This window comes from Alteromonas ulvae, assembly GCF_048987005.1.
Lineage (GTDB): Bacteria > Pseudomonadota > Gammaproteobacteria > Enterobacterales > Alteromonadaceae > Alteromonas.
In genome coordinates this window covers 2,412,689-2,424,591 of the sequence record NZ_CP185261.1, presented here as the reverse complement: position 1 = coordinate 2,424,591, position 11,903 = coordinate 2,412,689, and the positions used below count along the sequence as shown (strand labels likewise).

The window sequence follows — 11,903 nt, the reverse complement described above, 5'->3', positions numbered from 1 at the left end:
GAAAATGTAGCAAGTTAAATACATATGTAGCCGCATAGAATACCCCACGGGTGAGTCATGCCTCAATAGCTTAACGTATATGAGCGGAATTTTTATTGCCGCTTGCTGTAAAAATGAACAAGTGGCGGTTTTAAATTATCCGTTTAAATACGCAACTTTGTTTGATTCTTGTTCATTTGCGCCACGAAATCGAGGCAACGAGCGATAAGGGTTTGACACCCCAGTTAAATAGAGTTTCACTTACCTAAAAGCACTATAAAAAGAATGATATGTCAGTCGACAGTAAAGCCTTTGCGTTAGCTAAAGATGCATTAACGCCCGCAATAAATAGACGAGTTATCAACAGCGCGCTCAAAGACGAGCAGGCGCTCAATGCCACCTTTATTGGACAAGAAAGGGCGAGGGAAGCCTTGACCTTTGGCTTAGGAATCGATGCCATTGGATACAACTTGTATGTCATGGGTGAGCCTGCTACTGGTCGGTTTACGTTAGTAAAAGACTACATAGAGCGGCAAGTTTCGCGGTTAAGCTCCCCTGATGACTGGTGCTACATCAATAACTTTGACGAAGAGCGTGAACCCGCGGCCCTTCGTTTTCCTCCTGGCGGTGGTAAGGTTTTTCAAAAAGATATCGCCCAACTTATCGACGACGTGTTAGACACATTTCCAGTGGCGTTCGACAACCCTGGATATCAGCGCAAACGCGCCTCTATTTTACGAGATTTTGAACAAAAGTACGACGAGGCCATCGACGCGGTAGAGCGCTATGCTAACGCCAATGAGATTGCCATGTTTGAAGAAAATGGCGCTATCACATTTGCTCCTATTATTGATGGTAAACCCGCTGACGATAGTCATGTCGCCACGCTGAGTGAGCAGCAGCGTCAACATTTTTATACAGTGGTGGATGAGCTAGAGAATAGGTTAAGCGAGGGCTTGTTGAGTCTTCCGTCTTGGAAGCGAGAAAACTCCGAGCGTCTTCGAGAACTTGATAGAGCGACTGCAGAGCAGGGTATTAAAGGGCTGATAAAAGATCTTAAACATCAGTATGCCGCAAACCTCGGAGTCATGAAGTATCTCAAGCAGCTTAAAACCGCTTTGGTCAATGCCATTCTCGTGATTCACCAAGAAGAACAAAAAGAAGAAAAAAGTGACGACTTTGACAGAAAGATATTTTTGGAAGAGCAGCTTTTACCAAATGTATTAGTGGCCAATAGGCGCGACGATGCTGCCCCTGTTATTTATGAGCCAAACCCCACTTACCAAAACCTATTTGGAAAAATTGAATATACCAACATTCACGGCAGCGTTTTTACCAACTACAGAATGATTCAGCCAGGTGCGTTACACCGCGCTAATGGCGGTTATTTATTGTTGGATGTTGATCAGTTAATCGAGCAGCCCTATGTGTGGGAAACGTTAAAACTGGCTATAAAATCTGGGCGATTAAGAATGGATTTACCCCAGCAAGACGTTGGCATGGTAAATAATATTACGCTAAACCCACAGCCCATTGATTTAACTGTGAAGATTGTTCTGCTTGGTTCTCGAGACTTGTATTACACCTTGCAAGATTACGATGACGAATTCGATGAGCTATTTCGCGTGTTGGTGGATTTCGATTTGGAGATTCCAGTGACACGTCAAACCTTATTCGACTTCGTTGGAAAAATCCGGGCGCATTTAGCGTCATTAGGGCGAAATGGTATTACCGCAAATGCCATGTGCCGTTTGGTCCAATTTTCGTTGCGAAAAGCTGAACACAAAGAAAAACTCTCTGCACATTTTGCAGAGGTGATAGAGCTAGTTAACGAAGCGAATTATTTCTGCGCTATGTCAGGTGCAAGTGAAATTGAACTTGGACATCTGGTTACAGCCCTCGATGCGAAAAAACGTCGAACGGGTCGAGTAAGCCAAGCCCTGCTCGATGATATAAAAGAAGGCCACGTTCTTATCGACACAGAAGGTAAAGCAGTGGGTAAGGTTAATGGGCTGACCGTATTAGATGTAGGAGATACGGCGTTTGGTACACCAGCCCGTATTACTGCAACAGTGTTTGCCGGTGCTAGCGGCGTGGTTGATATAGAGCGTGAAGTAGAGTTAGGACAACCTATACATTCTAAAGGCGTAATGCTTCTCAATGGATATTTGGGAAACAAGTATGCACAGCATTTCCCTCTAACATTGTCCGCCAATATAGCCCTCGAGCAGTCTTATGGTCACATAGACGGAGATAGCGCATCGTTAGGCGAGCTTGTTGCACTTATTTCTGCGTTAACGGAGATCCCCTGCTTGCAAACATTGGCCATTACAGGGTCAATAAACCAATACGGTGAAGTGCAGGCTGTGGGAGGGGTGAATGAAAAAATTGAAGGCTTCTTTGACCTCTGCCAATATCGCGGTCTTACGGGAACTCAGGGCGTTATTATACCCAAATCTAACGCTATTAACTTGGTGTTAGACGCGACCATAATCGATGCGGTGAAAAAAGGGCTTTTTCACGTGTATACAGTGGAAACTGTTGATGACGCGCTCACCATATTGATGCAGCAAGAGGCGGGTAAGCTAAGTAGCAAAGGGCGATACCCCAAAAACTCAATCAATTATCATGCTGTAAACAGGTTATATAATATTGCTCTCATTGTTAGCGGTGGTGATGGAGAATAAGATATGTGGTGTGCCCATATTTATTGGCACGAAAAGTAATTGGTCTGCCACAGCGTGGTTCGATTATTTAAACCTTTGAATTAACGGGCTCGATTTTCACCAACAATTGACCAGTGGCCAAACTCCATTTACTGATGAAAGAGTGTTAGCAGTATTCAATACATGGGTAGAGCCTATCGAGAAAGGTTACTTTATTTCTGACCATGATAAGCTGTCATGGAGAGAGGGCTTACCGTTTTTATTTAGAGACTTGGTTGGCATGTCCATGATTGGAAATTATGTTATCCAAGATATTCAACAGGCGGCGGTTCAACGCCTTGGCTTTTTCCCATTTCCTCAGCTAGATGAACGTGTGCGGTGTACGAAGAAGCGCCCATTGATGTGCTAATTATTCCGAAACGGGCAATCAATATTCCTTTGGCTTAACAGTTCTTAACCTTTTCGGCTCGACATGAAGTGCAGTCGAAGTTAAATAAAAGTTTGGGTGTGCTGTCGCCAAATAAATTTGCTCAATAGGATACCTCTCCCCTGACCAGAGAAGCTTATTACGTCTTATCTAATGCTGCCGGGGTGTCTCATTTTTTGATAGAGATGCTAGCGAGGCATTTACAAATGAGATAATGCCAACATTAGATAAGTTAATACTTGCGCCTGACGTTGAAGCAACCATACTTGGGCTAGAAAAGGCAAGGCATGCAGTATTTTCAATCCCGTCAACCTAGTTGAGGTAAGCGACGAGAAAGCGGCGCAGCTTGTAAAGTGACAACTGAATTGTTTGCCGCGGGCGTTCATCATTAGCCTAAAAGCCGCGGCAAATGCGATTACGCGCTTTCGCTTATTTAGGAGGCATCCGCAGGCCACCGTCCAAGCGAATGGTTTCGCCGTTGATATAGGTATTGTCAGCTATTTGCATGACCAGTTTTGCAAACTCTTCAGGCAAGCCTAAACGCTTTGGAAACTGTACGTTTGCTGACAGCGCTTCTTGCACTTTTTCAGGCATGGCAAGCAGCATTGGAGTGCCCATCACGCCGGGCGCGATGGTATTCACTCGAATACCTAGGGGCGCCAAATCACGGGCCATAGGTAGGGTAAGACCAATGATACCGCCTTTACTCGCCGCGTAGGCTGTTTGACCTATTTGACCTTCATAGCCTGCCACTGATGCAGTATTGATAATAAGACCCCGTTCACCCTCATCATTAATAGGAGACTGTTTTGCCATTGTTGCAGCAACAAGTCGCGCAACGTTAAAACTGCCAACAAGATTAATGTCGATGGTCTTCTGAAAGTCGCCAAGCGGGGCGGGGTTGCCTTCTCTGTCGAGTAAGCGTTTTGCTGGCGCGATACCGGCACAGTTGACCACTATGCTAATAGCGCCAAATTTTGCTGTGGTAGCGTCAATACCATCTTGAACTTGCTTCTCGTCACGAACGTCAACGAGAGAGAAAAGTGTGCCATCTTCGCCTAACTCAGAAACGCGCTTTGCACCCTGTTCATCATCTAAATCGAAAAGACTGACTTTAACACCGGCACCTCTGAGGGCAACCGCGGTCGCGTGACCCAAGCCAGAACAGCCACCAGTGACTATTGCAGTGAGATTAGTTATCAGCATGAAATTCCCGTTATGATCGTTGTTTTAACAAGATGTTAACGGGATTTGCTTTGAAAAACTATGGCGCTAGCTTATGCCAACACCAAAAGCTTTCTTATTTTGGCAACTGAATTTTACAGTCTTCGCTAGGGCGGAAAATGATAAGAGTATGGCCTATGACCTGAAGCTTCGCTGCGTTAGTTTCGCGAACGATGGCATCCATTATCAATAATTTTTCTTCGCGGTCGTCAGACGGTACTTTTACTTTTATCAATTCGTGATGATTTAAGGCGCTATCAATTTCCGCTACGACGCCCTCAGTGAGCCCATTCGAACCAAGCTGTACGATTGGTTTTAATGGATGAGCCAGGCCTTTAAGAAATTGTTTCTGTTTATTTGAAAGTTTCATTTAATAAATATTCTTACAATTAATCTGTTAGTTTATGCTTGAAATAACGTATTCTAACGCCATCTCCTCTACAATCCTAATAACATTGTAATTGAATGACAAAAAAGAACCAATCCGCCAGCAGCAAACGCTGGCTCAAAGAACATTTTGACGACCATTATGTGCAAAAAGCGCAGAAAGAAGGGTGGCGGTCTCGCGCTATCTTTAAACTGGAAGAAATTCAGAATAAAGATAAATTAATCAAACCCGGAATGTCGTTGGTCGATTTGGGGGCAGCTCCAGGTGGCTGGTCACAACTTGCTTCAAAGCTCGTAGGCGACAGTGGGCAGGTTATCGCATGTGATATTTTACCAATGGATTCAATTGTTGGAGTGGATTTTCTTCAAGGTGATTTTCGTGAAGAAGAAGTTTTGCATGCATTACTGAACAGAATTGGTGGGAACACCGTAGATATAGTGTTGTCTGATATGGCACCTAATTTGGCCGGCAACTCGGCAGTTGATCAGTCTCGTTCCATGTATTTGTGCGAACTGGCGCTAGATATGTGCCATCAAGTATTAAAACCGGGTGGCTCATTTGTCATCAAAGTGTTTCAAGGTGAGGGTTTTGTTGAGTTCATGAATTCACTCAAACAATCCTTCTCTACCATAAAAACGCGGAAGCCTGCTTCGTCGAGACCTCGGTCTCGTGAGGTGTATTTGGTGGCTTGTGGGTATAAAGTGTAGTACGCTTTGAGATAAGCGATTTTTGTTGCGAACTGTTTTGCGTTATGAATGAGCAACTTGTTCAAAACCGCACCGGTTCCGATTTATAGAGGTTAGTAGCATTGAGCGACATGGCAAAAAATTTAATCTTATGGTTGGTTATCGCCGTTGTATTGATGTCGGTTTTCCAGAGCTTTTCACCGAGTGAATCTGCTCGTTCACAAACTGACTACACAACATTCCTAAGAGAAGCGGAGCAGGGCAATATCCGTGAAGTTCGCATTAATAATGATGGTGAAATTCGCGGCACTAAGCGTTCTGGTGAATCGTTTCAAACTTTCGTACCTTACTTCGATGACAAGCTGGTTTCAGACTTGGTAAAGAATGATGTGAGAGTGTATGGTGAGCCACCAGAGGAGCAATCGTTCCTCGCGTCGATATTTATATCGTGGTTCCCCATGTTACTGTTAATCGGAGTATGGATATTCTTCATGCGCCAGATGCAGGGTGGCGGTGGCAAAGGCGCCATGTCTTTTGGCAAGAGCAAAGCGCGCTTGTTAGGGGAAGACCAAATAAAGACTACGTTCGCCGATGTCGCTGGTTGTGACGAGGCAAAAGAAGACGTATCAGAATTGGTTGATTTTTTGCGCGACCCGTCAAAATTCCAAAAGCTGGGCGGTAAGATCCCAAAAGGCGTATTAATGGTTGGGCCTCCGGGAACGGGTAAAACGCTTTTAGCGAAAGCCATTGCCGGAGAAGCAAAAGTACCTTTTTTCAGTATCTCTGGCTCAGATTTCGTTGAAATGTTTGTGGGTGTAGGTGCATCTAGAGTTCGCGATATGTTCGAGCAAGCTAAAAAAGCCGCGCCATGCATCATCTTTATTGACGAGATTGATGCGGTAGGTCGCAAACGAGGCGCAGGTTTAGGCGGCGGTCACGATGAGCGTGAGCAAACCCTCAACCAGATGCTAGTTGAAATGGATGGCTTTGAAGGGCACGAAGGCATCATAGTAATCGCAGCAACTAACCGTCCAGATGTGTTAGACCCTGCATTGCTTCGTCCAGGCCGTTTCGACCGTCAGGTTATCGTTGGTCTTCCTGATATTCGTGGTCGTGAACAAATTCTTAAAGTGCACATGCGCAAAGTCCCTATTGCTGATAACGTAGAGGCATCATTAATTGCTCGCGGGACACCAGGTTTTTCTGGTGCTGACTTAGCAAACTTAGTGAACGAAGCTGCACTGTTTGCTGCCAGAGGTAACAAGCGCGTTGTTGCTATGGAAGAGTTTGAAAAAGCAAAAGACAAAATCATGATGGGCTCAGAGCGCAAGTCAATGGTGATGTCTGAGTCTGAAAAAGAAATGACGGCTTATCACGAAGCGGGTCATGCAATTGTAGGTCGTTTGGTGCCCGAGCACGACCCCGTTTACAAAGTATCGATCATCCCTCGCGGCAGAGCGCTCGGTGTAACCATGTATTTGCCTGAGAAAGATCGTGTGAGCCACTCTAAACAGCATCTAGAAAGTATGATTTCTAGCTTATTTGGTGGTCGAATTGCTGAGCAGATAATCTACGGTGACGACAAAGTCACTACCGGAGCATCAAACGATATTGAACGTGCTACTGAAATTGCTCGCAAGATGGTAACGCAATGGGGACTATCGACTAAGATGGGACCCATGCTTTATGCAGAAGATGAAGGTGAAGTATTCCTTGGCAAGTCAATGTCGAAAGCGTCTAGCATGTCTGATGATACCGCTCGCGCTATAGATGCCGAAATTAAGTCACTTATCGATCGCAATTACGACAGAGCGCAGCAAATTTTAGAAGATAACAAAGATGTTCTTCATACTATGAAAGACGCGCTAATGAAGTATGAAACTATCGATGCTAAGCAAATCGACGATTTAATGAACCGTACTGATGTTCGTCCTCCTGCAGATTGGGACGGCAGCAAGCCATCAGGTGGTGATAAGCCAAGTGGTGGCTCTCCAGTGAAAGAAGGTGAGATAAAAAACGACGGTGTAAATAAACCACCAGTCGGCAAGCCAGGTGATATTCCCAGCTAACACCTTTTCCGATTAGGCATTTACATTACGCCTAGTAGCTAAAAAAACGCCAGTTAATCTGGCGTTTTTTATTATAGAAACAGTAATTTACACACATTTATGAGTTCTTCTATGCAGTTTGCCAATCACTTTATTAGTCTTTCTGAACCTCGAATTATGGGTATTTTAAATGTTACTCCTGATTCTTTTTCTGATGGTGGACAATATGTTTCCACTCAACACGCTGTTCACCACGCACTCAAAATGATTGATCACGGCGCTGCGTTTATTGATGTTGGTGGAGAGTCTACCCGCCCAGGCGCAAAAGAAGTGTCGTTGCAAGAAGAGTTGGATAGAACTATTCCGGTGATTGAAGCTATTTCGGCAAATAGCGACTGTGTGATTTCAATTGATACAAGTAAAGCGCAGGTGATGACTGAAGCCGTCAACGCTGGTGCCGGTTTAATAAACGATGTTAGGGCGCTTCGCGAACCAGGCGCGCTAGCTGCGGCAGCAAAAGCTAAAGTTCCGGTGTGTCTAATGCATATGCTTGGTCAGCCACGGACCATGCAATCTAATCCTAAATATAATGATGTTGTAGAAGAGGTTAGCCAATTTTTACTTGAGCGTATTGACGCTTGCAAAAGCGTAGGAATAGACAAGGCATCTATATTGTTAGACCCTGGTTATGGCTTTGGGAAATCACTTGAACACAATTATGCTTTGGTTAAATATCTTCCTGATATGATGGCACTGGGGCTTCCTGTTTTAGTGGGCATGTCTCGAAAATCTATGATTGGAAAGTTATTAGACAGAAATGTGGACGAACGCTTGGCTGGAAGCATAGCGCTCGCTACAATTGTTGCTCAAATGGGCGCACACATTATACGTGTACACGATGTACAAGAAACGGCGGACGCTGTGAATATCGTGAAAATGCTGAATAAAATGTAATAAGGAATAATAATGGGTCAGCGTAAATATTTTGGTACCGATGGAATCCGCGGTAAGGTCGGCGAAAGTAGTATTAATCCTGAGTTTTGTATTAAATTAGGGTGGGCTGCGGGTAAAGTTCTTGCCGGTCGAGGTACGAATAAAGTGCTTATTGGTAAAGATACACGTATTTCTGGGTACATGCTTGAGTCTTCGCTAGAAGCTGGGCTTTCGGCAGCGGGTATCAATATAGGCCTATTAGGTCCAATGCCCACCCCAGCAATTGCCTATCTTACTAAAACATTTCGCTCTGAAGCCGGCATTGTTATAAGTGCGTCGCACAATCCTTATTACGACAACGGCATCAAGTTCTTTTCTGCTCAAGGTTTTAAGCTTGACGATGATATTGAATTGGCAATAGAAGAAATGCTTGAGCGACCAATGACGTGCGTTGCGTCTGATAAACTTGGTAAAGCAACCCGTATTGATGACGCTGCAGGTCGTTATATTGAGTTTTGCAAAGGCACGTTCCCTTCTGAATTATCTCTTACCGGTTTGAAAATAGTAGTCGATTGCGCCCACGGTGCTACTTATCACATTGCGCCCAATGTACTGAGAGAGCTTGGTGCTAATGTTATTGAAATTGGTACCGCACCAAATGGTTTAAATATTAATGATGGAGTTGGTGCAACGTCGATGGACGGTATTGTTGCCAAGGTGAAAGAGACGGGCGCAGACCTTGGATTCGCACTAGACGGAGATGGCGACAGGCTCATGATGGTTGATCACTTGGGTAATGTACTTGATGGCGACCAGATTGTGTATATCATCGCCCGCGATGCGCTTAAAAATGGTCAGATGCAGGGTGGTGTGGTTGGAACACTTATGAGCAACTTAGGATTGGAAAATGCCTTGAGTAAGTTGGGTGTTCCATTTGTAAGAAGTAAAGTGGGTGATCGTTACGTTATGGAGCTTCTTCAGCAAAAAGGCTGGTCTATTGGCGGAGAGAGCTCAGGCCACATTCTTAATCTTTCTATGTGCTCGACAGGTGATGGCATTGTGGCTGGTCTGCAGGTGCTTGCTGCCATGCTACGCTCTCATTTGGACTTACATGATTTAGCCAGCGGTTTTGAAATGTATCCTCAAACATTAGTAAACGTTCGATACACAAAACAAGATACAGACTACCTAGCTCATCACGATGTACAAAATGCAAAATTGGAAGCCGAGGCTGCCTTGGGTAAAACTGGGAGAGTGTTGCTACGAAAAAGTGGTACTGAACCTCTGATAAGAGTTATGGTTGAATCTAACGAAGAACAAAAATCTGAAAAATGGGCAGAGCATATTGCACAAACTGTTCGTTATCTCGCCAATTAGTTGGTGTGTCAGGAAATTTCGCTTTTTATACTTGTATCTTACGTTGTAAATAGTTAATATCACGCCCGCTAAAAGACAGGGCTAAGGTCGACATAGTGAGTAATAAAATAAGACAGCCTTTGGTTGCTGGAAACTGGAAGATGAATGGAAACGCTGCACTAGTTGCCGACTTCAATGAGAAGCTCAATGCAGTGCAATGTGAGACAAACGTAGTGATTTGTTCACCGTCAACGTTGTTTCATCATTTTGCAGGCGATTCATTCTCTATAGGCGCTCAGAATGTAAGCCACCTTGATAATGGGGCTCACACTGGCGAGTTGTCATTGGAGATGATTAAAGATGCCGGTTGTCGTTATGCCATTGTTGGTCATTCTGAAAGAAGGGAAGAGCATCAAGAGTCTAACGAACTTGTAGCACTTAAAGCGAAGAAATGCGTCGAGGCGGATGTCATACCAATCATTTGTGTTGGTGAGTCCTTAGAAATCCGCGAAGCGGGTGATGTAGAACAATTTGTTGGCGAGCAGTTAGATGCACTAGCTTCCACGCTTTCAATTGAAGAGTTGTCAAAGTCTGTTATAGCTTATGAGCCAATTTGGGCCATAGGAACAGGAAAAACTGCTACGCCTGAACAGGCGCAAGAAGTTCACGAGTTTATACGCGGTTACTTTAATAAGGTAGACGCAGATTTGGCCCTCAAACTTCCTATTTTATACGGTGGAAGCGTGAAACCTGATAATGCGCAAACGTTGTTTTCACAAAAAGACGTAGATGGCGGTTTAATTGGTGGGGCTAGTTTAAAAGCTGAAGATTTTATTTCAATTTGCCAAGCGGCAAACTGACGAGGTATTTATGATTTATGAAGTGCTTTTAGTAGCATACCTAGTTGTTGCACTCTTATTGATTGGGTTCGTGTTGATCCAACAAGGTAAAGGGGCGGACATGGGCGCTTCTTTTGGCTCGGGCGGTTCGAACACGGTGTTTGGTTCTAGCGGTTCTGGTAACTTCATGACACGCACAACATCAATTCTGGCAGGCTTGTTTTTCTTCATAAGTTTGTCACTTGGTGCATTGACTGCAAACCGTGAAAGCGCAGAAGTCGAGTGGAATAATTTAGAAGTACCTGCAGCGGTTGAGGCTCCGGTGGAAGTACCCGGCGATGTAGACGTACCGATGGTAGATGATACGCCAGTACAATCTGATATCCCACCGTCTGATGAAGTACAAAACGACGTCTCTGCGGTTGATAGCAGCGACACACCAGATTAGAGTTTATTGCGGAAGTGGTGGAATTGGTAGACACGCCATCTTGAGGGGGTGGTGAGCATAGCTCGTGCGGGTTCAAGTCCCGCTTTCCGCACCAATTGTAAAGGGTCAGCAGAAATGCTGACCCTTTTTTTATTGGTGCGTTTACATTTGCCAAATCAATAACACCTCAAATCCGATGGTACGATATTACTTTTTTAGACTCGGCTGAGCACTTAGAACTCAATGCCTCATAAAGTTTGTCATCTATCCCCATTGAAAGTCCCTTTTTTGTGGATATTGCATTGCCGGTTGTCAATTTTCGTTCAATTCAGCTGACTTTATTTTCCCTTTATATTTTTGGCCCGCTCACAATCACCTTATTTACCCTTGTGTGGATACGAGGGATAACAATACCAATGAATTCTGTGATAGGCGCTGTAAATAATATTGCGTCTGGGCGCTATAAAAATAATGTTGAGAATACAAATAAGTTTCAAGAAGTAATAGTGCTTGAGAAAGCAGTTGAGGATATGCAACAAGATATATCTCCGCGAAAGGCTAACATAAAGTACGGGGCACAGCACGATACCTTGACAGGTCTGTTTAATTGCAGTTAACTGGAGCGTTATTTTGTTAAGCAAATGCGAGAGCCTAAATGGGTTCAAGTTATTGCCATTACCGTTATTGGTCTTCGAACCATTAACGACCTGTATGGCTACTCTAATGGAGACACTACGTTAAGCACGTTGGCAAGGCGATTGTTACGATGGCCGGGAGCCTCGGCCCGCTTAGCCGGCGCCGAGGTAATTTACATTACCGATGAGCCGCTAAAATAATAATCAGCTGGAAACGTTAAAACATATTCTTGAACAGCCCGTTGAGAGTAACCTCATCACCATTCCTGTAAAAGTGGCGATGGCGGTATTATTG

12 protein-coding genes and 1 tRNA gene are annotated in these 11,903 nt (G+C 44.4%); 11 read left to right on the top strand and 2 right to left on the bottom strand.

All coding sequences use genetic code 11. From position 1 onward, the window contains the following. Nucleotides 1-269: 269 nt before the first annotated feature. Complete coding sequence (locus tag ACOJR9_RS10590; RefSeq protein WP_420932960.1) at nt 270-2,666, top strand: Lon protease family protein; 2,397 nt, start codon at nt 270-272, stop codon at nt 2,664-2,666. A 142-nt stretch (nt 2,667-2,808) separates the two neighbouring features. After that, a complete protein-coding gene (locus ACOJR9_RS10585; protein ID WP_420932959.1) occupies nt 2,809-3,054 on the top strand; it encodes a hypothetical protein in 246 nt (81 codons plus the stop codon). Between the two features lie 447 nt (nt 3,055-3,501). On the opposite strand, the gene ACOJR9_RS10580 is transcribed toward ACOJR9_RS10585, so the two are convergent. Further along, complete coding sequence (locus ACOJR9_RS10580; protein WP_420932958.1) at nt 3,502-4,278, bottom strand: SDR family NAD(P)-dependent oxidoreductase; 777 nt, start codon at nt 4,276-4,278, stop codon at nt 3,502-3,504. A gap of 94 nt (nt 4,279-4,372) precedes the next feature. Beyond that, nucleotides 4,373-4,666, bottom strand: coding sequence for a ribosome assembly RNA-binding protein YhbY (gene yhbY, locus ACOJR9_RS10575; protein WP_420932957.1), 294 nt, complete (start codon nt 4,664-4,666; stop codon nt 4,373-4,375). A 95-nt stretch (nt 4,667-4,761) separates the two neighbouring features. On the opposite strand from yhbY, the gene rlmE reads away from it, so the two are divergent. The 9 genes from rlmE to ACOJR9_RS10530 all read left to right on the top strand — a co-directional run bounded on the left by rlmE (nt 4,762) and on the right by ACOJR9_RS10530 (nt 11,809). Next, the gene (rlmE, locus tag ACOJR9_RS10570; protein ID WP_420932956.1) at nt 4,762-5,391 is read left to right on the top strand and encodes a 23S rRNA (uridine(2552)-2'-O)-methyltransferase RlmE; all 630 of its coding nucleotides are present in this window, start codon (nt 4,762-4,764) and stop codon (nt 5,389-5,391) included. Nucleotides 5,392-5,492: 101 nt separating this feature from the next. Beyond that, nucleotides 5,493-7,439: an ATP-dependent zinc metalloprotease FtsH gene (gene ftsH, locus ACOJR9_RS10565; RefSeq protein ID WP_420932955.1), complete on the top strand. Its 1,947-nt coding sequence runs from the start codon at nt 5,493-5,495 to the stop codon at nt 7,437-7,439. A 111-nt stretch (nt 7,440-7,550) separates the two neighbouring features. Beyond that, nucleotides 7,551-8,372, top strand: a complete 822-nt coding sequence (gene folP, locus ACOJR9_RS10560; protein WP_420932954.1) for a dihydropteroate synthase — start codon at nt 7,551-7,553, stop codon at nt 8,370-8,372. A gap of 12 nt (nt 8,373-8,384) precedes the next feature. Then, a complete protein-coding gene (glmM, locus tag ACOJR9_RS10555; RefSeq protein WP_420932953.1) occupies nt 8,385-9,728 on the top strand; it encodes a phosphoglucosamine mutase in 1,344 nt (447 codons plus the stop codon). Nucleotides 9,729-9,868: 140 nt separating this feature from the next. Further along, a complete protein-coding gene (gene tpiA, locus ACOJR9_RS10550) occupies nt 9,869-10,567 on the top strand; it encodes a triose-phosphate isomerase (RefSeq protein ID WP_420936105.1) in 699 nt (232 codons plus the stop codon). A 10-nt stretch (nt 10,568-10,577) separates the two neighbouring features. After that, complete coding sequence (gene secG / locus ACOJR9_RS10545) at nt 10,578-10,994, top strand: preprotein translocase subunit SecG (protein WP_420932952.1); 417 nt, start codon at nt 10,578-10,580, stop codon at nt 10,992-10,994. A gap of 8 nt (nt 10,995-11,002) precedes the next feature. Further along, a tRNA-Leu gene (locus ACOJR9_RS10540) sits at nt 11,003-11,088 on the top strand. A gap of 301 nt (nt 11,089-11,389) precedes the next feature. Then, nucleotides 11,390-11,590, top strand: a complete 201-nt coding sequence (locus tag ACOJR9_RS10535) for a hypothetical protein (RefSeq protein ID WP_420932951.1) — start codon at nt 11,390-11,392, stop codon at nt 11,588-11,590. A gap of 24 nt (nt 11,591-11,614) precedes the next feature. Further along, the gene (locus ACOJR9_RS10530) at nt 11,615-11,809 is read left to right on the top strand and encodes a hypothetical protein (RefSeq protein ID WP_420932950.1); all 195 of its coding nucleotides are present in this window, start codon (nt 11,615-11,617) and stop codon (nt 11,807-11,809) included. Nucleotides 11,810-11,903: the final 94 nt, after the last annotated feature.

What these genes read in the sequence shown, in the direction of transcription:
- ACOJR9_RS10590 (WP_420932960.1), top strand. Translation starts at nt 270, where the DNA reads ATGTCAGTCGACAGTAAAGCCTTTGCGTTAGCTAAAGATGCATTAACG.
- ACOJR9_RS10580 (WP_420932958.1), bottom strand. Translation starts at nt 4,278, where the DNA reads ATGCTGATAACTAATCTCACTGCAATAGTCACTGGTGGCTGTTCTGGC.
- yhbY (WP_420932957.1), bottom strand. Translation starts at nt 4,666, where the DNA reads ATGAAACTTTCAAATAAACAGAAACAATTTCTTAAAGGCCTGGCTCAT.
- rlmE (WP_420932956.1), top strand. Translation starts at nt 4,762, where the DNA reads ATGACAAAAAAGAACCAATCCGCCAGCAGCAAACGCTGGCTCAAAGAA.
- folP (WP_420932954.1), top strand. Translation starts at nt 7,551, where the DNA reads ATGCAGTTTGCCAATCACTTTATTAGTCTTTCTGAACCTCGAATTATG.
- glmM (WP_420932953.1), top strand. Translation starts at nt 8,385, where the DNA reads ATGGGTCAGCGTAAATATTTTGGTACCGATGGAATCCGCGGTAAGGTC.
- tpiA (WP_420936105.1), top strand. Translation starts at nt 9,869, where the DNA reads ATGAATGGAAACGCTGCACTAGTTGCCGACTTCAATGAGAAGCTCAAT.
- secG (WP_420932952.1), top strand. Translation starts at nt 10,578, where the DNA reads ATGATTTATGAAGTGCTTTTAGTAGCATACCTAGTTGTTGCACTCTTA.
- ACOJR9_RS10535 (WP_420932951.1), top strand. Translation starts at nt 11,390, where the DNA reads ATGAATTCTGTGATAGGCGCTGTAAATAATATTGCGTCTGGGCGCTAT.
- ACOJR9_RS10530 (WP_420932950.1), top strand. Translation starts at nt 11,615, where the DNA reads ATGCGAGAGCCTAAATGGGTTCAAGTTATTGCCATTACCGTTATTGGT.